The following is a 26,136-nucleotide window of genomic DNA, read 5'->3' as shown; positions in this document are numbered from 1 at the left end:
AGCCCTCCGCGGTAATCACGACAGGCCGGTTGTCGTCAAGGGTGATCCGGAAAGCGGGATCGTCACCGCAGGAGATCGCCCACCGCGTCGATCAGGCCCGTCGGCCGCTCCGCGGTGGGCGCGGGGTCGACGATCGCGACCTGGCATCCCACACCAGCGGCGCCGCCGTCGGCCTCCTCGCTGTCGCCGACCATCAGGGCCTCCTCCGGTGCGACGCCGAGACGTTCGCAGGCCCGCAGGAAGATCTTCGGATCGGGCTTGATCACCTCTTCGAGGTAGGACAGCAGGAATTCGTCGACGTGCCCGCTGATCTCCAACCGGTCGAAGGCCGGGCGGATGTCGAAGGCGATGTTGCTGATCACGCCGACCTTCAGGCCCTGCTCGGGCAGCCTGCGCAACACCTCGGCGGCGTCCGGGTACGGGGTCCACTGGTGGGGGTCGATCATCCGCTCGTAGAGCCGCTCGGCCTGCGGGACCGGAACTCCGGAGCTGCGCAGCACCTCGACGTAGACCTTGCGGTGCAGTTCGGGATCGAGGTCGCGGTTCTCCCACGCCTCGATGAACTCGTCGCCGAGCTCGGCGATCCGGCCGGTGGGCGCCGTCATCCGGCGCATCAGCTCGGCCTGCGCCGAGAGGTCGAACGGACTGCCGTCGGCGTCGGTGAGGTCGGCGTACCAGGACGGGTTCTCTTCCAGGCGGAACAACGTGCCGGAGAAGTCGAAGATCACCGCTCGCAGAGTCACACCGGTCACGGTATGCGGGCTCGGCGAACCCGACATGAACATGCGGCCAAGCTCACGACCGCGAACAACGATTTCCCCCGTTCGCCGAGCAGCACCCGGCCAGGTCCCAGTTTTAGTCATAACTGAGCCGACATTTCGGGCACCGAAGGTCCTCGGTTATGACTAAAACTGGGACCTGGTGCCTAGACCTGGCCGCAGCGGAAAGGGGGTTCCGGATGGTGGAACGATCGGGTCGGGTCGTTCTTCATCGGGAGCACTATGGCCGCGATGCTCGCCGAGGCGCTCAGCCACAGCAGCACGACCGCCAGCGCCAGGTCGAGCTCGTCGTCCAGCGACCAGAGCACGACCGACACCGGCCACATCACCAAGGGCTGCGCAACGAGCAGCCGACGCACCCACCGGTACCGCTCGATCAACATGCTTCGAGCATCGCGCGCGAAGACCCCATATCAGAAGGGTGCGAGCCCTGAGTTTTCCCCGACTCCAACTACCCGACACACCCGGGTACCTGCTCGTTACTCAGCGGAAAACCAGAGCCGTCGCCACCGACGCGACGCCCTCGCCACGCCCGGTCAGACCGAGCCCGTCGGAAGTCGTACCGGACACCGAGACCGGTGCGCCGATCGCCTCCGACAGCACCCGCTGCGCCTCCTCGCGACGCTTGCCGATGCGTGGGGCGTTCCCGATCACCTGCACCGCGGCGTTGCCGATCGCGTACCCGGCGGATTCGATCCGCGCGCGGACCTCCGCCAGCAGCTCCGCGCCGTGCGCGCCGGCCCACCGGTCGTCGCCGGTGCCGAACACCGCGCCCAGATCGCCCAGCCCCGCCGCCGACAACAACGCGTCGCACAAGGCGTGCGAGGCGACGTCGCCATCGGAGTGGCCGGCGCACCCGTCAGCACCCGGCCACTGCAGTCCGGCGATCCAGCAGTCGCGGCCGGCCTCGACCGGATGCACGTCGACACCTTGCCCGACGAAGGGCAGACGATCAGTCACTCGGGGGAACGCTCCTCAGCGGCCAGCACGGCCTCGGCGACCGCGAGGTCGAAGGCGGTCGTGATCTTCAGGGCGTTCGGGTGTCCGTCCACGGTGTGCACCTTGCCGCCGAGACGCTCGACCAGTCCCGCATCGTCGGTGGCGATGTCGCCCGCGACGGCGTAGGCCTGCCGCAGCACGTCGATGTTGAAGCCCTGGGGGGTCTGCACCGCTCGCAGCGGTGCGCGGTCGACGGTCTCCACGACCGTGCCCGACTCGTCGACCTTCTTGATCGTGTCCGCCACCGGGAGGACCGGGACCACGGCGGGCGCACCGGATTCCACGGCGGACACGACATCGCGGATCACGGTCGCCGGGGTGAAGCAGCGGGCGGCGTCGTGCACCAGCACGACCCGCGCATCAGGGGCGACCTCGTCGACGGCGCCCAGCGCCAGGCGCACCGAGTCGGTTCGCTCGGCGCCACCCGGCACCACGTGCGCGTTCGGCAGCGTGGCGAGCTCGGCCGCCACGACCTCGACCTGGTCGGATGGCGACGCCACCACGACGTGCTGCACGCAGCCCGAGTCCAGCAGACCCCGGACCGCGCGCAGCAGTAACGACTCACCTCTCACCGGAACCAGCGCCTTGGGAGTGCCCAACCCCAGGCGCACCCCGCGACCAGCTGCGGGGACCAGCGCGACAACGCTCACGCTCTAGCCGTTCCCGATGATCAAACCGCGGCGGCGAGGACTTCGTCCAGCAGCGTTTCCGCCTTGCCCTCGTCCGTTCCTTCCGCCAGCGCCAACTCGCTGACCAGGATCTGACGGGCTTTCGCCAGCATTCGCTTCTCGCCTGCGGACAGGCCACGATCCTTCTCGCGTCGCCAGAGGTCGCGCACCACTTCGGCCACCTTGTTCACATCGCCCGAGGCGAGCTTCTCCAGGTTGGCCTTGTACCGACGAGACCAGTTCGTGGGCTCTTCGGTGTGCGGGGCTCGCAGCACGTCGAAGACTCGATCCAGACCCTCTTGCCCGACGACGTCCCGAACACCGACAATCTCGGCGTTGTCCGCGGGAACGCGCACCGTCAGGTCACCCTGCGCGACCTTGAGGACGAGGTACTGCTTCTCCTCGCCCTTGATCACACGAGTCTCGATTGCTTCGATGAGCGCGGCACCGTGGTGCGGGTAGACGACGGTCTCTCCGACCTTGAAAACCATGTGTCCTCTGCCCCTTTCGCTACCCCCACTTTACCACGTAGGGCAACCGGGCTTCGACCACCTCGCCATCCGTATTCGCAGGTCAGAGCGTGGGCAGGACTTGACAAGATGCGCTCCGACGTGCAAGGCAGCCCCCTTCGGCCCTGTGAAACCATCCACTATGGACCGTCCGGACGGGTGGTCTCCGGGGCCTGTCGGAGCGTCGCGATACGTAGTTCGGCAAGCCCCTGCACGACCTCCGGCGGAGGGGGATTAAGCTCCACGTGGTTGTCCGGCAATCAGGAAGGGACGCTGCAACCGTGAGCCGCCCTCAGCACCTCAAGGCCGTCCGCCTGCGGTTGATCCCGGCCGCACTCGGACTCGGCGCCGTCGTCGCCCTCGGAGGCTGCAGCGCTGGTCAGGTCACCGAGACCGACACCCAGGTCGCCGCAGTCAACGGCGCCAGCGGTGACGCGAAGCAGGTCGCCGTCCGCAACGCCACGCTCGCGTTCCCGACCGAGGCCGCGTTCTACCGCGCCGGCTCGTCGGCACCGCTGGAGCTGGTCCTGAGCAACGAAGGACCGGACGACAAGCTCGTGCAGGTCTCCAGCCCCTACGCGGCATCCGCGCAGGTCAGCGGCATCTCCGAGCTGCCGAGCGGCACCGCGCTGCACGCGACCGGCCCGTCCGCGAAGCCCGCGAGCGCCGACCAGCGCACGGTGCAGATCACGCTGAACGGGCTCAAGCAGGACATCACGCCCGGTGTGACCGTGCCGGTGACCTTCACGTTCGCCAAGGCCGGTCAGATCACGGTGCAGGTCCCGATCGGCGAGGACCACAACCCGCGCCCCGAGCACGGCAGCCCCGTTCCCGGCGGCCACGCCGGCGGCGGTCACTGAGCCGAAGCGTTCCGAAGAAGCCCGGAGCGGTCCACGGACCCTCCGGGCTTCTTCGCGTCGGCACCCGGATCCAGGCGGCCCAGGAGGGTGTTCTTCGAGGTCGAAGGGCAGTCGCGACGTCGCACATCTCGCGTTGGCGAGTTGGTCGGCGTGATCGTCAGAGCGGGCGGATAGCCTCGCCCCCGTGCCGCCCAAGACCAAAACCTCGCGCCCCGCCTACCGCTGCGCCGACTGCGGCCACGAGGTCGCCAAATGGGTCGGCCGCTGTCCCGGATGCCAGGCCTGGGGAACGATCGAGGAATCCGCCCCGGCCCGACCCGCGCTGGCGAAGGTCTCGGCCGGAGCGCCGAGCACCCCGGCGCGGCCCATCGCCGAGGTGGACCTGGACTCCGCGAGGTCGGTCTCGACCGGGATCGGCGAGCTGGACCGCGTGCTGGGCGGCGGGATCGTGCCCGGCGCCGTGGTGCTGCTCGCGGGCGAGCCGGGTGTGGGCAAGAGCACACTTCTGCTGGAGGTCGCGCACCGGTGGGCCTCCGGTGCCTCGCCGGGAGCGTCCTTGTACGTCACGGGTGAGGAATCCGCAGGTCAGGTGCGGCTCCGGGCCGAGCGGACCGACTCGGTGCACCCCGAGCTGTTCCTGGGTGCCGAGAGCGACCTCTCCGCGGTGCTGGGGCACGTCGACGCGGTCAAGCCCGGCCTGCTGATCGTCGATTCCGTCCAGACCGTCCAGTCGCCCGACGCCGACGGCAGCCCGGGTGGCGTGACGCAGGTGCGCGCGGTGACCACGGCGCTGGTGGCGCTGGCCAAGGAGCGCGGCCTGCCGGTCGTCCTGGTCGGGCACGTCACCAAGGACGGCGCGGTCGCCGGGCCTCGCGTGCTGGAGCACCTGGTGGACGTGGTGCTCCAGTTCGAGGGCGACCGGCACTCCTCGCTGCGGATGCTGCGCGGCGTGAAGAACCGCTTCGGCCCCTCCGACGAGGTCGGCTGCTTCGAGCAGCGCGACGACGGGATCGCCGAGGTCCTCGACCCCTCCGGACTGTTCATCAACCGCCAGGAAGCGGCCGTGGACGGCACGGCGGTGACCGTGATGGTCGAGGGAAAGCGGCCGCTGCTGGTGGAGATCCAGGCACTGCTGATGAAGACCGAGATGGCGATGCCGCGCCGGTCGGTGAGCGGCCTGGACTCGGCGCGGGTTTCGATGATGCTGGCCGTGCTGGGCAAGCACGGGCACATCCCGACGGGATCGCACGACGTGTTCGCCGCGACGGTCGGCGGCACCAAGATCGGCGAGCCGGCCGCCGACCTGGCGATCGCGATGGCCGTCGCCTCCTCGCAGACCGGTCGCCCGCTGCCGCCGAACCTCGTGGTGATCGGTGAAGTCGGGCTGGCGGGCGAGATCCGCAGGGTCAACGGCGTGGGACGGCGGCTGGCCGAAGCCGCGCGGCTCGGTTTCGACCGCGCGCTGGTCCCGCCGGATCCGGGCCCGCTGCCCAAGGGAATCAAGGTCACCGAGGTCGCGACCATCAAGGACGCGCTGAAGATGGTGCGCCGCCGCAAGCAGGACTCGGAGTGATCCCGGTGGCTAGGAGACGACGCTGAACGGCACGGGTGCGCTGGTGAGCGAGGTGAGCCGGGCGATCGCCTGGTAGTCGCCGGGCGGCACTCGGTTCTGCCCGGCCGCGCAGCCCGGTGAGGAGGCCAGACCCGGCCACAGCACGTCGTTGCGGACGGGCTTGCCCGGTTCCAGGACGGGGTGCTCGTTGGTCGATTCCGCGTAGCAGTCGTTGCTGGACCACACGTGGCGCCCGGCCGGTGTCGTCACCTCGATCTCGCGGAGCATCCGGTTGAGGTCGCGCAGGCAGGGGCGCGGGCTGGTGTTGGTGACCTCGATGGCGAGTCCGATCGGCTCGCCCGCCCGGAACTGCCGCTGGCCCGCCTCGGCGACGACGCGCATCGCCTCGTCCGGGCAGGCCTGCGGCGTGTTGTCCGCCGCCACCGCCACCGGAGGGCCGGGCGGACCGGCTGCCTGCTGCGTCGCCGCGGGCTCTCCCGAACCGACGATCAGAGCGACCACGCCCCACCCGAGCAGCGCCACCAGTAACAGGGCTCCCGAGATCGCCACGGCACGGCGACGCCAGTACACCGCGGGGGGCAACGGTCCGTTCGGATCAAGCACGAGCTGACCGTAACTCGTCGACTAAGCTGAATGGACCTCTCGTTGATCGCCCGATGGGGCGTATCCGTCACTGCGGACGGTGATCACCGGCCTTCTTTCAGGCGATCACCGGCCGCCTGGCACTATCTGCAGACGCCATGAACAGTCCCACCACCGAAGCCGTCGACCGGCTCGACCTCGATGCCCTGACCGACTGGTTCACCACCACCGCCCGCCCGCTGCCCTGGCGGTCCGCGGGCGTCACCGGCTGGGGTGTGCTGGTCAGCGAGACGATGCTGCAGCAGACGCCGGTGAACCGGGTGCAGCCGATCTGGGAGGAGTGGATGCGCCGCTGGCCGCGTCCTTCCGACCTCGCCGCCGAGCCGCAGGGCGAAGTGCTCCGCGCGTGGGGCAAGCTCGGCTACCCGCGTCGCGCGCTGCGCCTGCACGAGGCCGCCGCGACGATCGCCGGCGAGCACGGCGACGTCGTGCCCTCCGATGTGGACACCCTGCTCGCGTTGCCCGGCATCGGCGCCTACACGGCGCGGGCGGTGGCCGCCTTCGCCTACGGCAAGCGCGCACCGGTCGTCGACACCAACGTCCGGCGGGTCGTGGCGCGTGCGGTGCACGGCGCCGGTGACGCGGGCCCGCCGTCGACCAATCGCGATCTGGCCGATGTGGACGCCCTGCTGCCGGCGGAGGACGCGCCCGCGGCGCGGCTTTCGGCCGCGTTGATGGAGCTCGGGCAGGTCGTGTGCACGGTGCGGTCACAGGCCTGCGAGAGGTGCCCGATCGCGGCCGACTGCGCCTGGCAGCACAACGGCCGCCCGGCCTACGCGGGCCCACCGAAGAAGGTGCAGAAGTTCGCGGGCACCGACCGGCAGGTGCGCGGCCGACTGCTGGACGTGCTGCGGGGTTCGACCGGCCCGGTCACCCGCGAACAGCTGGACGCGGCGTGGAACGAGGCCGGTCAACGTGATCGCTGCCTGGACTCCCTGCTGGTGGACGGCCTGGTCGAGCAGACCGACGACGGCCGCTTCGCGCTCCCCGGAGAGCGCTGATGGCCGACGCGCTGGTGTTCCACTTCGACGACGGGACCGAGCGCCAGATCCGCGACCTGTGGAAACGGCTCGACGAAGCCGGAATCCCCGGCGCGGGCACCCGCCCCGGGGTGACGCTGGCCGCCGCGGGCAGCATCCCTCCCGCGGCGCGCAAGGCGCTTCGCGGTGAGCTGGAACTGCTGTCGGTGCCGGACCTCTGGTTGCACATCCTGGGCACGCTGCCCGGTGAGGAACGACCGCTGCTGCTGTCCGCCGTCGTGGACACCGAACTGCTGGCGGTGCACTCCGCGGTGCACGACGTGCTGGCGGGCAAGGTGAAAAACCCGTCCGCCTACTACTTCCCGGGTGCCTGGATCCCGTGCTGCGTTCTCGCCAGGGGGCTCGACACCGATCAGCTGGCCACCGCGTTCGGCGCTCTGCTCCCGTCCGAACCCGTGCGGGCCGCGGTGCGCGACATCGCGGTCCTCGACACCCGCACCGGCGAATCCGACACCCTCCTGAAGGTCAAGTGAGCGCCACCGGGTGATCTCCCGAACGAGATCACCACGATCTTCCAGCTGAAGTTGCCGACCTTGGTGTGAACGGCCACTTTGGACGTGCAGGACCTCCACTACTTCAGGAGGAGAGTTCATGTACGTCCTCGGCGCTGGAATCCTCGCGCACGGGATCGCCGCGAGAGGACCGGACGGCGTGGTGTTCGCCAACCTGGATCTCCGCGTCGAACCCGGTTCGCTGACCGTGGTGACCGGGCCGAGCGGTTCCGGACGCACGTCGCTGCTGCTGACGCTGTGCGGTCGGCTGCGGATCATCACCGGCGAGCTGGAGGTCGACGGATTCCCGCTGCCGCGCAAGGCCCGCAAGGTGCGCTCGCTGATCCGCCCCGCCCGGCTGCGCCCGGGCTGCGAGCTGGAGGAGCGGCACCTGGTCCGGGAGGCGATGACCGAGCGCAGGCTGATCAGCGGCACCAACAAGGCTTCCCTGGAACTGGGCCTGGAGCTCGTCGGGCTCGAACTGGACCGGTCGCTGATGGTCTGCGAGCTGCCGCCGGAGGAGAAGCTGCTGCTGGCGGTAGCCCTGGCCGCCGCCCCGGCGCCGGCCGGGATCGTGGTGGACGACGTCGACGCCGGGCTCACCCAGTCCGGCCGGGCGCGGGTGTGGGCCGCGTTGCGCGAGGTCACGCGGATCGGGATGACGGTGATCGCCAGCTCCACCGACCGGCCCTCCGGAGACGTCAACGTGGTGCGCCTGCCCGCGGGCCGGTACTACGACCCGACCGCTGAGATCGGGCTGCCCGCAAAGGCCGCCGGGTGAAGGCCGTTCGCCTCGCCTGGCTGGAACTGCGACGCTTCCGCGGCCCGCTGCTCCGGCTGGTCCCGCTGGTCCTGATCCTCGTGCCGCTGCTGTACGGGGCGCTGTACCTGTGGTCGAACTGGGACCCCTACGGCAAGCTCAACCGGGTCCCGGTGGCGGTGGTCAACAACGACCGCGCGGTGGACCGCAACGGCGAGCACCTCGACGCGGGCGTGCAGTTCATCAAGCAGCTCAAGGTCAACGACGTCTTCGACTGGCGGTTCGTCCGCGGCACCGACGCGCGGCGCGGGCTCGCCGAAGGGCACTACTACTTCGTGATCGAGGTCCCGGACGACTTCAGCGCCAAGCTCGCCGCGGCCGCCGACGGGAATCCGCAGCGCGCGGCCGTGCGGCTGACCAAGAACGACGCCAACGGCTTCATCGCCGGCATCATGGCCGACACGGTCAAGACGGAGCTGCAGAACCAGATCAACGCCGCCGCCCACGCCAGCTACGCCCGCGCGCTCTACGGCGAGCTCGGGCACATGCGCGAGAAGCTGCAGGCCGCCTCCGAGGCGTCCAAGAAGCTCGTCGACGGCACCGAGCTGAGCAAGCAGGGAACGACCGCGCTGACCCGCGGGCTCGGCGGGGTGCGGGACGGCACCGGCCTGGTCTCGAACGGTGTGCGGGACATCTCGAAGGCGACGGGACAGCTGGACCGGCAGCTGAGCAGCGTCGCCGACTTCACCGCGGAACAGCTGCCCGGCGCGGTCAACTCGCTGGTCAACGCCAGCGGGGTCGCGGTCAGCGGGCTGACCTCGATCTCCACGGCGACCGGGATGCTGGAGCAGCAGGCCGCCGACGGGCTCGCCGCGGTGCAGGGTCTCGGTTCCTCGCATCCGTCGCTGCGCGGAGACCCCGCGTACGAGCAGGCCCTGGACACCTCCCGCCGACTCGCGGCCGGCGCGTCGGCGGCCGACTCGCGGGCGCGCGAGGCGCTGCGCACCGCGGAGGAGGCCAGCCGCCGAGCGCGGGCGCTGCAGAGCAGCATGGGGCCGCTGCAGGAGCGGGTCCGGTCGATCACCGAGCCGGTGGACACGCTGCACTCGGGGACGACCGAGGTGGCGGCGGGTTCCCAGGGGATCACCGGCGGGCTGAACTCGCTGCTGGCGGGCGGCAACGTGCTGCAGACCGGGGCGGGACAGCTCAACGACGGGTCGAAGGACCTGCAGAAGATGATCGACGACACGCTGGGGCGCCTCCCGGCCACGAATCCGACGGAGGTCTCGCGCGCGGCCGACGTCCTCGGCTCGCCCACGGAGATCCGCACCGGGAACCTCAACCCCGCCTACGTCTACGGCCGCGGTCTGGCGCCGTTCTTCTTCGCGATCTCGCTGTGGGTGTTCGGCCTGTTCGCCTACCTGCTGCTCAAGCCGGTGAACCAACGAGCGCTCGCGGACCGGGTCAACCCGTTCACGATCGCCCTCGCCGGGTTGCTCCCGGCCGCGACGCTCGGGGTGATCGGCGGGCTGGTGCTGTTCGGGGTGGTCAACTTCGGGCTCGGGCTCAACCCGGTGCACCTGGGGTGGACTCTCGGGATCGTCTCCCTGGCCGCGGTGGCGTTCGTGGCCATCGACCACCTGTTGCGGACCGCGTTCGGCGCGATCGGCGGGCTGCTGTCGCTGGTGCTGCTGATCGTCCAGCTCACGGCGTGCGGCGGTCTGTACCCGATGGAGACGACTCCTGCCCCGTTCCAGGCGATCCACCCGTTCCTGCCGATGACCTACCTGGTGGACGGGCTGCGCGTGACGATCTCCGGCGGCCTGGCGATGCACCTCTACCGCGACCTGATCGTGCTGGCCTGCGTCCTGCTCGCGGTGCTGCTCCTGACCACCGTCGTCATCCAGCGACAGCGCACGTGGACCCTCGGCCGCCTCCACCCCCAAGTGGAGCTGTGAACCACGACTCGCCGGACGGCAGGTCCCCACATCGAGGCATTTCCCAGTTTTAGTCCAAACTGAGCCGACATTTCGGGCACGAGAGGTCCTCGGTTTGGACTAAAACTGGGCTGCTCCTGCAACGGACGCTCCGGGGCGGGACTCCCGGCACCGCTGCGGGCGATGCTGCGGGGGTCTGGGTGGGGCGGCTCGGTGTGGGTGGGGTGGCTCGGTGTGGGTGCGAGCGACGAGACAGGGTGGTGGGCGGGGTTCGCTCGTAGGGTGGGTTCATGGCTGTTGTGAAGATCAATGCGATCGAGGTCCCCGAAGGTTCCGGCCCCGAGCTGGAGAAGCGGTTCGCTTCCCGGCACGGCTCGGTCGACGACGCGCCCGGATTCCTGGGCTTCGAGCTGCTGCGCCCGGTTCAGGGCGACGACCGGTACTTCGTCTACACCAAGTGGGAGACCGAGGAGGACTTCCAGAACTGGGCGAACGGCCCGGCCAAGGAGGCCCACGCGGGCGAGCGCAAGAACCCCGTCTCCTCCGGCTCCAGCCTGCTGGAGTTCGAGGTCGTCCTGGGCTCCTACCCGGAGAAGTGACTCAGCCGGCGACCCGCAGGGTCGTGAAGACGGCCCTGTGGTCGCTGCCCGGGATGTCGACGACCTCGTAGTCCTCCGCCCGGACGCCGCCGGAGGACAGGACGTGGTCGATCGTCACCGGCGGAGCGGTCCAGCGCGCCGGCCAGGTCGGCGTCAGCCCCGCACCCACGCTCGCGCCCGCGTCCAGGTAACCGCGGCCGATCAGGTCCTTGAGCCGCGTGTGGTCGAGGGTCGCGTTGAAGTCGCCCGCCATCACGCGGGGCTGCCCGCTCGGCGAGGGTTCCGGCAGCGCGACCAGGTCGTGCGCCCAGATCCCCGCGGTGTCCGCCCCCATCGGGTACAGCGGGTGGACCGCTACGAACTCGACGTCCCGCCCCACCGGCACGTCCACCAGCGCTGAGGGCTGCGCCAGCGTCGTCCTCGGCACGAGCGCGAGCTCCCGCAGCGGGTACCGGGAGACGATCCCGGTGCCGTCGGCGTTCGGGCCCGCGTGCAGGACCCGGTTCGGCAGTTCCGCGAACAACCCGGCACGCTCCAGCCCGGCGACGATCTCCGGCGTGAGCTCCTGCAGGCTGAGCACGTCCACGCGGCGGGTGCGGACCTCGTCGACGATCGTGGCGGCGTCGGCCCGGCCGAAGTAGGCGTTGACCGACAGCACGCGCAACGGCTCGCCCTCGGCGGACACCTGGTCCGGCAGCGCCCGGGGCGCGACCGTGTAGATCAGCGCAGCGGTGGCCAGCAGCGCGAACAGCACGTTCAGCCAGCGCCGCAGCGCGGTCGCCAACAGCACCAGCACGGCACCGGCGACCACCGCGTAGGGCGTCAGGGCGGTCAGCGCCACCGTGTAGCGCTCGACGTCGAGCTCGACGATCGGGAGCGCCGCCCAGGCCAGGAACGACAGCGTCAGCAACGACAGCAGCGCCGTCGTGCGGCCACCGCCGGGCTTGCGGCCGACCTCGTCGTCCTCCACCGGTTCGTCCGCCACCTCGTACGCCATCCGCGTCATCGCTGCCTCCGCCCGCTCCCCAGCTCCCCGACTCCGGCCATCCGGCCGTTCGGACGTCTGACGCCCCCGAATGGTTGCGCCGCCGACCCACCCCGGAACACCGGACACGCCGGAGAGTGCCGCAGGTCACACGCGATCACGGCGAAACCCCGAAATCCGCTGGAATCATGGAAGAAACGGACAAACAACCCCCGGAGTTCCTCCCGAATGGATCTGACGACGACAGCCGCCACGTCCGCCCAGCCCACCGGCTTCACGGCCTGGGTGATCGGGGTGATGGAAACCCTGGGCGGTCCCGGCGCGGGCATGATCATCGCCCTGGAGAACCTGTTCCCCCCGATCCCTTCCGAGCTGATCCTGCCACTGGCCGGGTTCACCGCCAGCCGGGGCGACATGTCGCTGCTCGGCGCGATCCTGTGGACGACGCTGGGCTCGCTGGTCGGCGCCCTCGTCCTCTACTGGCTGGGCGCGCGACTGGGCCGGGAGCGGACGCGGGCGATCGCGGCGAAGCTGCCGCTGGTGAAGCTCTCCGACGTCGACAAGACCGAGGCGTGGTTCGCCAAGCACGGCGTGAAGGCCGTGTTCTTCGGCCGGATGATCCCGCTGTTCCGCAGCTTCATCTCGCTGCCCGCCGGCGTCGAGCGGATGCGGCTGAGCACCTTCGCGCTCTACACCTCGCTGGGCAGCCTGATCTGGAACACGATCTTCGTGCTGGCGGGCTACCTGCTCGGCCAGCACTGGTACCTCGTCGAGCAGTACGCCGGACTGCTGTCGCGGGCCGTGGTGATCACCGCGGCGCTGACCGTCGTGGCGTTCGTGGCCGTCCGGATCCGCAACAACCGCCGCGACCAGGCGATCGCGGAGGCACCCACGGTCCAGTTCGCTCGCGTCCAGGCCGACCGCCCGACCGAGGAGATCCGCCGGGTTCGCTGATCGGGGCGCCGGGCGGTTCTGGTCCGAATTGACCGGGCGAAACGGACATCGATCATGGGCGGTTCGGACCAAGAACGCCCACCGGCGAGCACTCCGGAACCCGGCCCGAAACGACGAACGGCCCCCGCACCGAAGTGGTGCGGGGGCCGTTCGCGTGCGTGGATCAGGACTCGGTGTTGCCGTTGTCCTGCTGGTCCTCGCCCTGGGCGGACACGCCGACCGGCGGGGCGTCCGGCACGGCCGACGGCTTGGCCTCACCGCGGAAGGTGAAGTGGGCCTTGTCGTCCGAGCCTTCGCCGTCCCAGCCCTCGACGTCGACGATGACGATCTGACCGGCCTCGACCTCGCCGAACAGGATCTTCTCGGACAGCTTGTCCTCGATCTCCCGCTGGATGGTCCGGCGCAGCGGCCGCGCACCGAGCACCGGGTCGAACCCGCGCTTGGCCAGCAGCTTCTTCGCCGTGTCGGTCAGCTCCAGGGCCATGTCCTTGCCCTTGAGCGCCTTCTCCACCCGGCCCGAGAGCAGGTCGACCATCTGGACGATCTCGTTCTCGGTGAGCTGGTGGAAGACGATCACGTCGTCGATCCGGTTGAGGAACTCAGGCCGGAAGTGCTTCTTCATCTCCTCGTTGACCTTGGACTTCATCCGCTCGTAGTTCGACTCAGCCGAATTACCCGCGGAGAACCCGAGGCCCACGGCCTTCGAGATGTCCTGCGTCCCGAGGTTGGAGGTGAAGATCAGCACCGTGTTCTTGAAGTCCACCGTGCGGCCCTGGCCGTCGGTGAGACGACCATCCTCCAACACCTGCAGCAGGGTGTTGTAGATCTCCTGGTGGGCCTTCTCGATCTCGTCGAACAGGACCACGGAGAACGGCTTGCGGCGGACCTTCTCGGTGAGCTGGCCGCCCTCCTCGTAGCCGACGTACCCGGGCGGGGCGCCGAACAGCCGCGAGGCGGTGTAGCGGTCGTGGAACTCACCCATGTCGATCTGCACGAGCGCGTCGTCGTCGCCGAAGAGGAACTCCGCCAGCGCCTTGGACAGCTCGGTCTTACCGACACCGGACGGGCCGGCGAAGATGAACGAACCGGACGGGCGCTTCGGGTCCTTCAGGCCGGCGCGGGTGCGGCGGATCGCCTGGGACACGGCCTTGACCGCGTCGTTCTGGCCGATGATCCGCTTGTGCAGCTCGTCCTCCATGCGGAGCAGACGGGTCGTCTCCTCCTCGGTGAGCTTGAAGACGGGGATGCCGGTCCAGTTGGCCAGCACCTCGGCGATCTGCTCGTCGTCGACCTCGGCGACGACGTCCAGGTCACCGGCCTTCCACTGCTTCTCGCGCTCCTCCTTCTGGCCGAGGAGCTGCTTCTCCTCGTCCCGCAGGCGGGCGGCCCGCTCGAAGTCCTGCGCGTCGATCGCGGACTCCTTCTCGCGGCGGACCTCGGCGATCTTCTCGTCGAACTCGCGCAGGTCCGGCGGAGCGGTCATGCGGCGGATGCGCATCCGGGCACCGGCCTCGTCGATCAGGTCGATCGCCTTGTCCGGCAGGTACCGGTCGTTGATGTAGCGATCGGCCAGGCTCGCCGCCGACGCCAGCGCGCCGTCGGTGATCGACACGCGGTGGTGCGCCTCGTAGCGGTCCCGCAGACCCTTGAGGATCTCGACGGTGTGCTCCAGCGACGGCTCGCCGACCTGGATCGGCTGGAAGCGGCGCTCCAGTGCCGGGTCCTTCTCGACGTACTTGCGGTACTCCTCGAGCGTGGTGGCACCGATCGTCTGCAGCTCACCGCGGGCCAGCATCGGCTTGAGGATGCTGGCGGCGTCGATCGCGCCCTCGGCGGCACCCGCACCGACGAGCGTGTGGATCTCGTCGATGAACAGGATGATGTCGCCGCGGGTCTTGATCTCCTTGAGCACCTTCTTCAGGCGCTCCTCGAAGTCACCGCGGTAGCGGGAACCGGCGACCAGCGAACCGAGGTCCAGCGTGTAGAGCTGCTTGTCCTTGAGCGTCTCGGGAACCTCGCCCTTGACGACCTGCGAGGCGAGACCCTCCACGACGGCGGTCTTGCCGACGCCGGCTTCACCGATGAGCACCGGGTTGTTCTTGGTGCGGCGCGAGAGGACCTGCATGATCCGCTCGATCTCCTTGTCCCGGCCGATGACCGGGTCGAGCTTGCCCTCGCGCGCGGCCTGGGTCAGGTTGCGGCCGAACTGGTCCAGCACCAGCGACGACGACGGCGTGCCCTCGCCGCGCCCGCCGGCCTCCGCCGGCTCCTTGCCCTGGTAGCCGGACAGCAGCTGCAGCACCTGCTGGCGCACGCGGTTGAGGTCCGCGCCGAGCTTGACGAGCACCTGCGCGGCGACGCCCTCGCCCTCGCGGATCAGCCCGAGGAGGATGTGCTCGGTGCCGATGTAGTTGTGGCCGAGCTGCAGCGCCTCCCGCAGCGACAGCTCCAGCACCTTCTTGGCCCGTGGGGTGAACGGGATGTGTCCGCTGGGGGCCTGCTGCCCCTGGCCGATGATCTCCTCGACCTGCTGGCGCACGCCCTCAAGCGCGATACCCAGCGACTCCAGCGCCTTGGCGGCGACACCCTCACCCTCGTGGATCAAGCCCAGGAGAATGTGCTCGGTGCCGATGTAGTTGTGGTTGAGCATCCGGGCCTCTTCTTGGGCCAGGACAACCACCCGCCTCGCGCGGTCGGTGAACCTCTCGAACATTCGCACTCCCTGACTGCTGCGCCGGCGGTCTAGTTCCGGGACACGGCTTTAGCGCTACGCCGCGATCCACGACGGGTTCAGCACTCTTGGGGACCACTGTAGTAGCCAACCCCGGTCGCGGTCCGTGCCCGCTCTGCCACATTCTTGCCCGGCACTGTGCCCAACGGCGCGTTGGCCTGCAGGATTCCTGATCTCGGCGCCGTTCCGCTGAGCGCGAACAGCACCCGCCGTGTCGTGACGCACCGTGTTCACGCCTGCGACTCGGCTCCTCCGCCCGCCCGTCGTCCCCCGATCGGGACCACCATGGGAGTACCCGCCACGGGGTCGGGAATCACGCGGGCTCGGAGGTCGAACACGTCGGCCAGGAGGTCCTCGCTGAGCACCTCGGCCGACTCGCCGGAGGCGACGATGGCGCCGTCCTTCATCGCGACCAGCCGGTCGGCGTAGCGCGCCGCCAGGTTGAGGTCGTGCAGCACCATCACCACCGTGCGGCCGCTCTCGTCGTGCAGCTTGCCGACCAGCTCCAGCACGTCCACCTGGTGCGAGAGGTCGAGGTAGGTGGTGGGCTCGTCGAGCAGCAGCAGGTCCGTGCCCTGAGCCAGCGCCATCGACAGCCAGGCCCGCTGCCGCTGACCGCCGGAGAGCTCGTCGAGGGTGCGTTCGGCCAGGTCACCGATGCCCGTCATGGCCAGCGCCTCGGCCACCGCCGACTCGTCGTCGCTGGACCACTGCCGGTACCAGGACTGGTGCGGGTGGCGTCCGCGAGCGACCAGGTCGGCCACCGTCAGGCCCTCCGGGGCCGCGGGTGACTGCGGCAGCACGCCGAGGATCCGGGCGACCTCCTTGGTCGACATCTTGTCGATCTTCTGGCCGTCCAGCAGCACCTCACCGCGCCGCGGCTGCAGCAACCGGCCGAGGGCGCGCAGCAGGGTCGACTTGCCGCAGCCGTTGGGACCGATCACCGCCGTGATCGTGCCGCCCTCGACCTCGAAGTCGAGACCGTCGACGACGACCCGCTCGCCGTAGGCCAGCTTCAGGTCCTGGGCCCGGAGGCGGTCGGTGCCTGCCTCGGCCCGGTCCTGCTCGGTGGTGGCAGAGGTGGACGCGGTCATGCTCGGACCTCCCGGTACCGACGGCTGAGCAGGTAGATCAGGTACGGGGCGCCCAGGATCGCGGTCACGATGCCGACCGGCATTTCCAGGGAGCCGAAGGCGGTCCGGGCGATCACGTCCGAACCGACGACCAGCGCCGCGCCGAGCACGGCCGAGGTCAGCAGCGGCGGGCGCGAGGTGCGGGCGACCCGCAGCGCGATCTGCGGGGTGGCCAGCGCGACGAACTGGATCGGCCCGGCCGCGGCGGTGGCGATGGACGCCAGCACCACCGAGGCGAACAGCAGGAATCCGCGAGCCAGGTCCATCCGCACGCCGAGCCCGCGCACCGTGTCGTCGTCGAACTGCAGCGCTCCCAGCACGTGGGCTCCGACGAGGGACAGCGGGACCAGCACGGCGAGCGCGATGCCGGTCGGCACCACGTGCTCCCAGCCGCGCGCGTTGAGGCTGCCGGTCAGCCACACCATGGCGCGCCCGGCGTCGTTGACGTCGCCGACCGTCAGCAGCCAGTAGACGGCGTTGCCCGCCAAGGCGCTGACACCCACGCCCACCAGCACCAACCGGTAGGAATCCACACCTCGCCGGTACGCCAGCAGGTACACGGCGACACCGGTGACCAGGCCGCCGACCAGCGCCACCACGGGAAGTCCGTAGTCCGACAGCGCGCCGGCCAGGCTGCCCGCCGTCCCGGCGAACACGATCACCGCGACCGCGGCGGTCCCGGCGCCCCAGGTGATGCCGAGCATGTCCGGGCTGGCCAGCGGGTTGCGGGCGAGCGCTTGCATGATCGCGCCCGCCAGGCCGAGCGCGGCGCCCACGAGCAGCGCGGTCAAGCCGCGCGGCATCCGCAGCTCCCAGATGATGATCGACTGCGCGCGGTTGCCGCCGCCGAAGAGCGTGCTGAGCACCTCCGCGGGACTGATCTGGTACTCGCCGATGCCCACGTCGAGGACGAACACGGCCAGCAGCACCAGCAGGCCGCCCGCCAGCGCCAGCAGCGGCCGGAACCGGAGGACGCCGGAGACCGGGCCGACGCGCAGCGGGCGCCGTCCGGTGACCTTCTCGACCGGTCGGTCCTGAGCGGTCGCCGTCATAGCCGCACCAACTTCCGGCGTCGCACGAGGGCGATGAAGAACGGGGCTCCGACCATCGCCAGCATCACGCCGACCTGCACTTCGGAGGGCCGGGCGACGATGCGGCCGAGCACGTCGGTCAGCAGCACCAGCGAGGAGCCGAGCAGCGCGGCGAACGGCAGCAGCCAGCGGTAGTCGGCTCCGGTGAAGAAGCGGGCGACGTGCGGGACGACGAGTCCGACGAAGCCGATCGGCCCGCAGATCGCCACCGCGCCACCCACCAGGACGCTCACCGCGGCGATCCCGGCGCGCCGGGCCCAGACCACCCGGTGGCCCAGCGAGCTGGCCACGTCGTCGCCCAGCGACAAGGCGTTGAGACTGGTCGCGTTGGCCAGGCCCAGCACCAGCCCGACCACCAGGAAGGGCGCGACCTGCGGGAGCACCGAGGGATCGGTGATGGCGATCGAACCGACCTTCCAGAAGCGGTAGGTGTCCATCGTCTGCTGGTCGGTGAGCACCAGCGCGGAGGTGATCGCGTGCAGCAGCGAGCTGATCGCCATGCCTGCCAGGGCCAGCGTCACCGGCGTGGCGCCGCCCCGGCCCATCGAGCCGATCGCGAACACGGCCACCGCACCGATCAGCGAACCGGCGAAGCCGAACCAGATGAAGCCGAACAGCGTCGTGATGCCGAAGGTGTAGACGGCGAGCACGACGCCGAGACCGGCGCCCTGGGTGATGCCGAGGATGCCGGGATCGGCCAGCGGGTTGCGGGTGTGCCCCTGCATCAGCGCACCGGCCAGGCCGAGCGCGGCACCGGCCAGCACGCCGGCGATCGTCCGCGGGATCCGCAGTTCCTGGATGATCAGGTCGTTCTCGGTTCCGCTCGGCCCGACCAGTCCGCTCCACACGTCGGCGAGCGGGATCGTCTTGGCTCCGACGGCCACGCTGAGCACGGCGCTGGCCAGCAGCACGAGCAGCAGGATCCCGAGGCCGGTGAGGCGACGGGAACGTCTGCGCTTCAGGCGCTCACCAGGTGCGGCGGACGCGGTTTCCGACGTGGGCGGCTCGGTTGGAGCCTCCGTTCGAGCCACGTCCCACTCCCCTTCGGTGTTCACCCGGACGTGCCCAGGTTAGGACAACCTAAGCGACACCGACAGAGCGGGTTCGAATGTTGGACGTCACAAGCGCGGCACCCGGCGCCGAGAGAGCCCCGGCCGTAAAAGGTTCAAGAGCCGAAGCCGACGTGCGACCAGGACGTTATGCCGACGCCTATTCGGCAAAGAGTTGATCTCTCCCGCTAAACCGTGGAAATGAGTTACCCGAACGCAACAAGAGGCGTTTCCCGGGCCCCGACGACCCGGCAAACGCCTCTTGGAACGCGACTTCAGTTCGCCTGGTGGTACTGCTCGACGATGTCAGCCGGGATGCGACCGCGGTCGGACACCTTCAAGCCGCGCTTGCGCGCCCATTCACGAATGGCCTGGTTCTGCTCCCGGTCCGCACTGGTGGAACCACCGGTGGAACGCGCTGCAGCAGCACCGGGACGCGGGCCCGGCTTCTTCCGTCCACCGGCACGCCGAGCGCTGGAGACGTAGTTGGCCATCGCCTCCCGCAAGTCTCCGGCATTGTCGGCGGAAAGGTCGATCTGGTACGACACCCCGTCCAATCCGAACTCGACGGTTTCGTCGGCCTGCCCACCGTCCAGATCGTCGACAAGGGTGACAGTGACCTTCTGCGCCATCTTCGAAGTCCTCCCCGAGCAAAAAATTGTGCTTTGGCGGGACAGCAACCATCTGCTGGGAGCGGAAACCCCCTCGCCAGAACGCCAGCCGCACTTGGGCAAGTACGGCGGCGACACTTGGAAGTGCGCTTATAGCCGTCGCCGACACATTCTGGGCTCAGGTTAGCGCAGCGACTCCGATAATGCACTCATCCAGTCCACAAAATTCTGTTGAGCCACCCTGATCGGGTCATTCCGGGCGGACCAACGGGAACAGGATCGTCTCCCGGATACCGAGACCGGTCAACGCCATCAACAACCGGTCGATACCCATTCCCACGCCGCCGCTGGGAGGCATTCCGTACTCCAGAGCGCGCAAAAAGTCCTCGTCGACCGGCATGGCCTCGTCATCTCCGGCCGCCGCCAGCTTCGCCTGCTCCTCCAGCCGCTGCCGTTCCACAACCGGATCCACCAGTTCCGAGTAACCCGTGGCGAGCTCGAAGCCGCGAACGTAGAGATCCCACTTTTCCGCAACACCCGCCTTCTCCCGGTGCTGCCGAGTCAGCGGCGAGGTCTCCACCGGGAAGTCGCGGACGAACGTGGGCGCCGTCAAATGGTCACCGACGGCGTGCTCCCACAGCTCTTCCACGAGCTTGCCGTGACCCATCTTCGGATCGACCTGCACACCGAGCGCATCCGCGTGCTTGCGCAGCGCCTCGGCGGGAGTTTCCGGCGTGACCTCGGATTCGAGCGCTTCGGACAACGACTCGTACATCGTCAGCGTCGCCCACTCGCCGGAGAGGTCGTACTCGGTTCCGTCGAACCACGTGACGACCTGGGAACCGGCGACCCGTTCGGCCGCTTCCTGGATGAGCGACCTGGTCAGATCGGCCATGACGTTGTAATCGGCATAGGCCTGGTAGAACTCGAGCATCGCGAACTCGGGCGAGTGGGAAGAATCACTGCCTTCGTTGCGGAAGTTTCGGTTGATCTCGAAAACCTTCTCGATCCCACCGACAACACAACGCTTCAGATACAACTCCGGCGCGATGCGCAGGAACAGCTCCATGTCGAAGGCGTTGGAATGCGTCGTGAACGGACGAGCGGCCGCACCGCCCTGCAACGTCTGCAGCATCGGGGTTTCCACCTCGACGTATCCGCGCTGCTCGAAGGAATCGCGCAGCGAACGCTGCACCGCGGCCCTCGTCCGCACCGTTTCAGCGGCCTGCTTGCGCACGATCAGGTCCACGTAGCGCTGCCGGACTCGCATTTCCTCGCCCAGGTCCTTGTGCATGACCGGCAGCGGGCGCAGCGACTTCGCCGCCATCCGCCATTCATCGGCCATCACCGAGAGCTCACCGCGCCGGGAGGTGATGACCTCACCGTGCACGAAGACGTGGTCGCCGAGGTCCACCTCGCCCTTCCAGGACGTCAGCGACTCCTCACCGACCTGCTTGAGGCTGAGCATCGCCTGCAGCTCGGTCCCATCACCCGCGCGCAGCGTGGCGAAGCAGAGCTTGCCGGTGTTGCGCAGGAACATCACGCGGCCGGCCACGCCGACCTGCTCACCGGTCGCGGTGTCCGCCTCCAAGCCCTCGTGGGCGGAGCGGATCTCGGCCAACCCGTGCGTGATGGGCAGCGTCACCGGATACGGGTCCACCCCGGCATCGAGCAGGCGCTCCCGCTTCTCCCGACGGATCCGCATCTGTTCCGGCAGGTCTTCGACGCCGTCAGCGCTGGTTGCCGGAAGGAAGGAAGTCTCCTGGTCACTCACGCGAATCAGGGTACTTTTCGGTGCTCATATCGGTTTCAGCGGCCTGCGTCGCGGTGCGGGTAGCGGAACGTGAGTCGCCCTCTGACTCCGAGCGCCACTCCTGATGTGTGCCCGTGCACGGCGTCGCGCCTTCGGTGCTTGCCCGACGGATTCCCCTTTTCGGGTTCTCCCGGGTTTTGTTCAGCGGAAGTTTCTGTCGTAGACGAGGCGGAGACCGAGGAGGGTGAGATCCGGTACGTGAGAGGTGATGGTGGTCGATTCGCTGAAGACCAGGGGCGCCAAGCCCCCTGTGGCCAGCACCGTCGTGGGTCCGCCGTGGGTGGCTTCCAGCTCATCGACGATCCGGCGGACCAATCCGTCGACCTGACCCGCGAAACCGAAGAGAATTCCGGACTGAAGGCATTCCACGGTGTTCTTGCCGATGACCGAACGCGGGCGGACCAGTTCGACCTTGCGCAGCTGGGCGGCGCGGGACGCGAGCGCGTCCAAGGAGATCTCCACGCCCGGGGCGAAAGCGCCGCCGAGGAATTCGCCCTTCGCCGAGATGACGTCGATGTTGGTCGAGGTCCCGAAGTCCACGACCACGCAGTTGCTGGCGTGCAGGTGGTGCGCGGCCAAGGTGTTGATCACCCGGTCCGCACCCACCTCCTTCGGGTTGTCCACCAGCAGCGGAACGCCGGTGCGCACCCCGGGCTCCACGACCACGCGCGGAACCTCGCTCCAGTAGCGGTCCAGCATCACCCGCAGCTCGCGCAGCAGGGCGGGCACCGTCGACAGCGCCGCGATGCCCGTGACCTGCTCGGCGTACTCGCCGAGCAGACCGCGCATGGTCAGCGCCATCTCATCGGCCGTCATGCGCGGTTCGGTGCGCATCCGCCAGTCCCGGACCAACGTCGCGGCCACGTCCGGCGGGTCGGTGACGTCGTCGTACAAGCCCAGAACGATGTTGGTGTTTCCGACGTCGATGGCCAGCAGCACCGCGCGTGGTCCCTTCGGTCAGTTCTCGGGCTGCTGGAGCAGGGCGTCCAGCTTGGCCGCGTCATCGGTCTCCGCGTCCGCCTGAGAAGTCAGCAGACCCGAGCCCTCCGGCGCGTGACCGGGGTTGGCGCCCAGCTCCACCGGCTTGTTGTCGGCGTCGACGAAGATCACCCTGGGCTTGAACGAACGGGCCTCGAGCTCGTCCATCACTCCGTAGGCGATGAGGATGACGATGTCACCGGGCTCGATCAGGTGCGCGGCGGCCCCGTTGATCCCGATCACCCCGGACCCCCGCTCGCCGGTAATGACGTAGGTCTCGAGCCGGGCGCCGTTGGTGACGTCGACGATCACCACCTGCTCGCCCTCGAGCAGGTCGGCCGCCTCCATCAGGTCCTTGTCGACGGTCACCGAGCCGACGTAGTGCAGGTCGGCCTGGGTGACGGTGGCCCGGTGGATCTTGGACTTCAACATCGTGCGGAACATCGCTGACCTCCTAGGGCCGGATTCACTCGCCGAGCAGGACCATCGCGTTGTCGAGCAACCTCGTGGCGCCGACCTTCGCGGCCACCAGGAGGCGTGCCTCGCCGGACTCCGGCGCCGGACCCAGATCCGGGTCGCGCAGCTCCAGGTAGTCCGGCTGCACCAGGGGTTCGGTGTCCAGCACCTCGCGTGCCGCCGCCAGGACCGCGTCCGGTCCGCCCATGGCCGCGTGCGCGGCGGCGGTCAGCGACGCCGAGAGCGCCAGCGCCGCCTGCCGCTGCTCCTCGTCGAGGTAGACGTTGCGGCTGGACAGGGCCAGACCGTCGGATTCCCGGACGATCGGGATGCCCTGGATCGCGGAGTCCAGGTCGAACTGCCGCGCCATCTTCCGGATCAGCACCAGCTGCTGGTAGTCCTTCTCGCCGAAGAACGCCAGGTCCGGGCGCACGATGTTGAGGAGCTTGAGCACCACGGTGAGCATCCCGTCGAAGTGCCCCGCGCGGCTGGCGCCTTCGAGCTCCTCACCCAGCGGCCCGGCGTGCACCGACAGCTCCCGGCCACCGCCGTACATCGCGTCCACGTCCGGCGCGAAGACCAGGCCGACGCCGGCTTCGCGGCAGGCATCGACATCGGCCTCGAAGGTGCGCGGGTAGCGGTCGAAGTCCTCGTTCGGCCCGAACTGCAGCGGGTTGACGAAGATCGACACCACCACGACGGCGTTGATGTCCTGCCGCGCCCGCTTGATCAGCTCCAGGTGACCGCGGTGCAACGCGCCCATCGTGGGCACCAGGTGCACCTTGCGGCCGGTCGAGCGCAGCGCGCGGGTGACCCGCGCCAGCTCCGCCGGGTCGGCGTGCACGGTCAGCTCGCCGCGCCGGTAGCCGGGGTTGTCGGTCATTCTCGACTCCATGTCCTCGCCGCGAAGATCGCGGATCAAGCCTGTTCCTCGTCGAGCGCCTCGCGCACCCGCGCGGCGACGTCGTCGCGCAGCATGCCGCTCCGCTCCGCCCGGAACGCCGTGCGCCGAGCCAGTTCCCGGTAGCCGGGAACGACATCCGGATCGGCGTCGGACAGCGTGCGCAGGTGCCCGCGCACCGTTCCCGCATCGCCCCGCACGACCGGGCCGGTGTAAGCCCGGTCGCCGAGCCGCAGCGCGTTGTCCAGCGACGCCGACAGCAGCGGCGCCATCACCCGCCCCGGCACCTCCACCCCGGCGTCGCGCAGCAGCTGCTGGCACTCGTTGACCAGCGTGATCAGGTGGTTCGCGCCGTGGGTGAGGGCCGCGTGGTAGAGCGGCCGGGCCTCCTCCGGCAGGCGCACCGGCTCCATGCCCAGCTCGATCGCGATGCTCTCGGCGACGCTCCAGCCGGTGATCTCGTCGGCGGTGATGACCATGCAGGCGTCGGAGAGCCGGTCGACGTCCTCGGACCGACCGGTGAAGGTCATCGCCGGGTGCATCGCCATCGGCAGCGCGCCGAGAGCGGCGGCGGGGGCCAGCGCGGCCACGCCCTGCGAACCCGAGGTGTGCACGACCAGCTGCGACGCGCGCAGCGCTCCCGCGGAAGCGAGCCCCTGCACCATGCCGGGGATCGCGTCGTCCGGGATGGCCAGGACCAGCAGTTCCGCGTTCCCCGCGACCACGTCCGGGGGCTGGATCGGCACACCGGGCAGCAGCTCCTCGGCGCGGCGCAGCGACGCGTCCGACACGGCCGAGACGCCGACGACCTCGTGCCCGACCCGCTGCAGCGCGGCACCCAGGACGGACCCCACCCGGCCGGCGGAGATCACTCCTGCTCGCAGCCGTGGGCCCGTGGGTTCAGCGGACATCGCCACGTGTTCCTCCCAAACCGTTCCAGTCCCGATACCGGGTACCAGACAGCGCCGCGAGAGTAGCGCCAACACCCCGGGCCGGGGCTACTCCGCGACCGCCAAAGGTGGCGAGAACCACCTTGGTGATGCTTAGGGGTCTTTGCAGAATGCGGCGGGTGCCGTTGCTTCAGGTGTGGGACTCAGCTGGCACCGCCGCGGGTTCTCACACGCTGTCTGGCGAGTACGCCGCGACGCCGTGTATTGGCATACATCAGGAGTGGCGCACGGAGTCCAGGCGGCGTGTGAGGTTCCGCCACCCGCACCGCCAAGCAACGCGATTCTGCAATGACCCCTTAGTCCGGTCACCTCGCAGCGCGGTGCCGGCACGACCTCACGGCCGGGGTTTCGGGACCCGGCGGGTGAGCTCGTCGAGGTTGATCCTGGCCGTCTGGATGGCCTCCTGCCGACCAGCGGCCGACCGGCGGGCCTGCTTGAGGTCCACGATCAGCTTCTCGCGCCGGGCGCGGCGAGCCGCGCTGGTGGTGCGACCGGCCTCCGAGCGGTGCTGCAGGAACGCCAGCTCGGTGACCGCGATCTGGTAGTCGCGCACGGACTTCGCGGCCTGAGCACCGGCGTGGCGCTTGACCTTGCGCAACCAGCCCTGCCTGCCCGTCAGGCTCGCGAGCAGCTCCACCTCGCTGCGGGCGACCAACCCGGCCCGCTCCAGCTTGGGCAGCTGCGCGACGACGATGCGCTGCTCGCGCTTGCGCTGCCACATGATCAGGGCGAACGTGCCGAGGAAGACCGGCACCATGATCAGGAAGTAGACGTTGATGAAGCCGGTCCCGCCGAGGAACGTCGCCGAGTTCCACACCGCGTGCAGCAGCACCGCGAGGAGGTAACCGGCGAGCAGCCAGCCGAACTGCTTGAGCCGGGTCCGGGCGCCCCAGGCGAAACCGACCGCGATGCCGAACATCGCCGTGAACAGCGGATGCGAGAACGGCGCGAGGACACCGCGCAGCACGAACAGCGCGACGACCGCTCCCCCGGTCACGCCACCGTCCGCGAAGGCCTTGCCGAAGTAGAGGATGTTCTCGGTGAAGGCGAAACCGGCCGCGGTCAGCGACGCGTAGACGATGCCGTCGACCAGGCCGTTGAACTCGGCGCGGCGGCGGATCCACAGGCCCACCACGAACACGGCCTTGGCGGCCTCCTCCACCACCGGCCCCATCACCGCGGTCAGGAAGAAGCGGTGATCGGCGTGGCCCGTCAGCAGGTGCGCCATCGACTGCGAGGTGTTGTTGAGCAGCAGCGAGCAGGCGGTGGCACCGCCCGCGCCCCAGAGGAACGAGCCGATCATCAGCATCGGCGGCTCGGGCTCCCAGCGGTCGATCCACACCGTCGCGGCCACCACGATCCCGACCGGCAGGAGCGCGGCGACGGCGCCGAAAACAGCGGGCAGCGCACCGACCCTGGAGGTCGTGATCCCCAGCATGACCAGCCCGATCATCCCGAGCAGGATCAGACCGGCGATCGGCCAACCGACGGCGTGGTGCTTGCGGCTCTGCAGCCGGCGCGCGCGGGAGACGTCAGCGACCGCCTCCGCGTGATCATTACTCGACACGCCCCAGACCCTAGAGAACGCGATTCGGCACGGGTCCGATTGGTCACCTTCCGCCGCGCA

Annotated in this window: 26 protein-coding genes; 8 read left to right on the top strand and 18 right to left on the bottom strand. The window is 69.5% G+C overall.

Annotated features, from left to right (window positions below; genetic code table 11):
• Positions 1–62: 62 nt before the first annotated feature.
• The 5 genes from FHU35_RS26960 to FHU35_RS26940 form a co-directional block, all read right to left on the bottom strand.
• Positions 63–743, bottom strand: a complete 681-nt coding sequence (locus FHU35_RS26960; RefSeq protein WP_145744816.1) for an HAD family hydrolase — start codon at positions 741–743, stop codon at positions 63–65.
• A gap of 182 nt (positions 744–925) precedes the next feature.
• Positions 926–1,162, bottom strand: a complete 237-nt coding sequence (locus tag FHU35_RS26955; protein ID WP_145744814.1) for a hypothetical protein — start codon at positions 1,160–1,162, stop codon at positions 926–928.
• A 100-nt stretch (positions 1,163–1,262) separates the two neighbouring features.
• On the bottom strand, positions 1,263–1,739 hold the full coding sequence (ispF, locus tag FHU35_RS26950) for a 2-C-methyl-D-erythritol 2,4-cyclodiphosphate synthase (protein WP_186459639.1): 477 nt from the start codon (positions 1,737–1,739) through the stop codon (positions 1,263–1,265).
• A complete protein-coding gene (gene ispD / locus FHU35_RS26945) occupies positions 1,736–2,428 on the bottom strand; it encodes a 2-C-methyl-D-erythritol 4-phosphate cytidylyltransferase (protein WP_145744812.1) in 693 nt (230 codons plus the stop codon). Before ispD ends, ispF begins: the two co-directional genes overlap by 4 nt.
• 20 nt (positions 2,429–2,448) lie before the next feature.
• A complete protein-coding gene (locus FHU35_RS26940; protein ID WP_132623361.1) occupies positions 2,449–2,937 on the bottom strand; it encodes a CarD family transcriptional regulator in 489 nt (162 codons plus the stop codon).
• 299 nt (positions 2,938–3,236) lie between these two features.
• Between FHU35_RS26940 and FHU35_RS26935 the strand changes: the two genes are divergently transcribed.
• Together FHU35_RS26935 and radA are read left to right on the top strand one after the other, a co-directional pair.
• The gene (locus tag FHU35_RS26935; protein WP_246110605.1) at positions 3,237–3,815 is read left to right on the top strand and encodes a copper chaperone PCu(A)C domain-containing protein; all 579 of its coding nucleotides are present in this window, start codon (positions 3,237–3,239) and stop codon (positions 3,813–3,815) included.
• Positions 3,816–3,999: 184 nt separating this feature from the next.
• Positions 4,000–5,388 carry a DNA repair protein RadA gene (radA, locus tag FHU35_RS26930; protein ID WP_145744810.1) on the top strand — a complete coding sequence of 463 codons (1,389 nt, stop codon included), beginning with the start codon at positions 4,000–4,002 and terminating at the stop codon, positions 5,386–5,388.
• 9 nt (positions 5,389–5,397) lie between these two features.
• On the opposite strand, the gene FHU35_RS26925 is transcribed toward radA, so the two are convergent.
• Positions 5,398–5,991, bottom strand: coding sequence for a hypothetical protein (locus FHU35_RS26925; RefSeq protein WP_145744808.1), 594 nt, complete (start codon positions 5,989–5,991; stop codon positions 5,398–5,400).
• Positions 5,992–6,128: 137 nt separating this feature from the next.
• Between FHU35_RS26925 and FHU35_RS26920 the strand changes: the two genes are divergently transcribed.
• From FHU35_RS26920 to FHU35_RS26900, 5 genes are all read left to right on the top strand, one after another.
• Positions 6,129–7,031 (top strand): HhH-GPD family protein, encoded by a 903-nt coding sequence (locus tag FHU35_RS26920; protein WP_145744805.1) that lies wholly within the window; start codon positions 6,129–6,131, stop codon positions 7,029–7,031.
• Positions 7,031–7,543, top strand: coding sequence for a 2'-5' RNA ligase family protein (locus FHU35_RS26915; protein WP_145744803.1), 513 nt, complete (start codon positions 7,031–7,033; stop codon positions 7,541–7,543). Before FHU35_RS26920 ends, FHU35_RS26915 begins: the two co-directional genes overlap by 1 nt.
• A gap of 118 nt (positions 7,544–7,661) precedes the next feature.
• Positions 7,662–8,342, top strand: coding sequence for an ATP-binding cassette domain-containing protein (locus tag FHU35_RS26910; RefSeq protein WP_145744801.1), 681 nt, complete (start codon positions 7,662–7,664; stop codon positions 8,340–8,342).
• Positions 8,339–10,279 (top strand): YhgE/Pip family protein, encoded by a 1,941-nt coding sequence (locus FHU35_RS26905; protein WP_145744799.1) that lies wholly within the window; start codon positions 8,339–8,341, stop codon positions 10,277–10,279. Before FHU35_RS26910 ends, FHU35_RS26905 begins: the two co-directional genes overlap by 4 nt.
• A gap of 269 nt (positions 10,280–10,548) precedes the next feature.
• The gene (locus FHU35_RS26900) at positions 10,549–10,857 is read left to right on the top strand and encodes an antibiotic biosynthesis monooxygenase family protein (RefSeq protein WP_145744796.1); all 309 of its coding nucleotides are present in this window, start codon (positions 10,549–10,551) and stop codon (positions 10,855–10,857) included.
• Between the two features lies 1 nt (position 10,858).
• On the opposite strand, the gene FHU35_RS26895 is transcribed toward FHU35_RS26900, so the two are convergent.
• On the bottom strand, positions 10,859–11,863 hold the full coding sequence (locus FHU35_RS26895) for an endonuclease/exonuclease/phosphatase family protein (protein ID WP_145744794.1): 1,005 nt from the start codon (positions 11,861–11,863) through the stop codon (positions 10,859–10,861).
• Between the two features lie 207 nt (positions 11,864–12,070).
• Between FHU35_RS26895 and FHU35_RS26890 the strand changes: the two genes are divergently transcribed.
• Positions 12,071–12,796 (top strand): DedA family protein, encoded by a 726-nt coding sequence (locus FHU35_RS26890; protein ID WP_145744792.1) that lies wholly within the window; start codon positions 12,071–12,073, stop codon positions 12,794–12,796.
• 163 nt (positions 12,797–12,959) lie between these two features.
• Here the strand turns inward: FHU35_RS26890 and FHU35_RS26885 are convergent, their stop codons facing one another.
• The 11 genes from FHU35_RS26885 to FHU35_RS26835 all read right to left on the bottom strand — a co-directional run bounded on the left by FHU35_RS26885 (position 12,960) and on the right by FHU35_RS26835 (position 26,076).
• Positions 12,960–15,509 carry an ATP-dependent Clp protease ATP-binding subunit gene (locus FHU35_RS26885; RefSeq protein ID WP_145744790.1) on the bottom strand — a complete coding sequence of 850 codons (2,550 nt, stop codon included), beginning with the start codon at positions 15,507–15,509 and terminating at the stop codon, positions 12,960–12,962.
• Between the two features lie 248 nt (positions 15,510–15,757).
• Positions 15,758–16,621 carry an ABC transporter ATP-binding protein gene (locus FHU35_RS26880; RefSeq protein ID WP_145744787.1) on the bottom strand — a complete coding sequence of 288 codons (864 nt, stop codon included), beginning with the start codon at positions 16,619–16,621 and terminating at the stop codon, positions 15,758–15,760.
• Positions 16,618–17,712: a FecCD family ABC transporter permease gene (locus tag FHU35_RS26875; RefSeq protein WP_145744784.1), complete on the bottom strand. Its 1,095-nt coding sequence runs from the start codon at positions 17,710–17,712 to the stop codon at positions 16,618–16,620. Before FHU35_RS26875 ends, FHU35_RS26880 begins: the two co-directional genes overlap by 4 nt.
• Positions 17,709–18,782 carry a FecCD family ABC transporter permease gene (locus FHU35_RS26870; RefSeq protein WP_145744782.1) on the bottom strand — a complete coding sequence of 358 codons (1,074 nt, stop codon included), beginning with the start codon at positions 18,780–18,782 and terminating at the stop codon, positions 17,709–17,711. The genes FHU35_RS26875 and FHU35_RS26870 overlap by 4 nt, the downstream gene beginning before the upstream one ends.
• A 293-nt stretch (positions 18,783–19,075) precedes the next feature.
• A complete protein-coding gene (locus tag FHU35_RS26865) occupies positions 19,076–19,432 on the bottom strand; it encodes a histone-like nucleoid-structuring protein Lsr2 (RefSeq protein WP_145744781.1) in 357 nt (118 codons plus the stop codon).
• Positions 19,433–19,661: 229 nt separating this feature from the next.
• Positions 19,662–21,116 (bottom strand): lysine--tRNA ligase, encoded by a 1,455-nt coding sequence (gene lysS, locus FHU35_RS26860; protein ID WP_186459658.1) that lies wholly within the window; start codon positions 21,114–21,116, stop codon positions 19,662–19,664.
• Between the two features lie 249 nt (positions 21,117–21,365).
• The gene (locus FHU35_RS26855; protein WP_145744777.1) at positions 21,366–22,163 is read right to left on the bottom strand and encodes a type III pantothenate kinase; all 798 of its coding nucleotides are present in this window, start codon (positions 22,161–22,163) and stop codon (positions 21,366–21,368) included.
• Between the two features lie 18 nt (positions 22,164–22,181).
• Entirely contained in the window at positions 22,182–22,646 is a 465-nt protein-coding gene (gene panD, locus FHU35_RS26850; RefSeq protein ID WP_145744775.1) for an aspartate 1-decarboxylase, read from the bottom strand.
• Positions 22,647–22,668: 22 nt separating this feature from the next.
• A complete protein-coding gene (panC, locus tag FHU35_RS26845; RefSeq protein ID WP_145744773.1) occupies positions 22,669–23,541 on the bottom strand; it encodes a pantoate--beta-alanine ligase in 873 nt (290 codons plus the stop codon).
• Between the two features lie 35 nt (positions 23,542–23,576).
• Positions 23,577–24,470 (bottom strand): Rossmann-like and DUF2520 domain-containing protein, encoded by an 894-nt coding sequence (locus FHU35_RS26840; protein ID WP_145744771.1) that lies wholly within the window; start codon positions 24,468–24,470, stop codon positions 23,577–23,579.
• Between the two features lie 373 nt (positions 24,471–24,843).
• Positions 24,844–26,076 (bottom strand): PrsW family intramembrane metalloprotease, encoded by a 1,233-nt coding sequence (locus FHU35_RS26835; protein WP_246110604.1) that lies wholly within the window; start codon positions 26,074–26,076, stop codon positions 24,844–24,846.
• Positions 26,077–26,136 lie beyond the last annotated feature (60 nt).

This window comes from Saccharopolyspora dendranthemae, assembly GCF_007829955.1.
GTDB lineage: Bacteria > Actinomycetota > Actinomycetes > Mycobacteriales > Pseudonocardiaceae > Saccharopolyspora > Saccharopolyspora dendranthemae.
The sequence above is the reverse complement of the archived record's forward strand: the minus strand, read 5'-3'. Positions and strand labels throughout refer to the sequence as shown.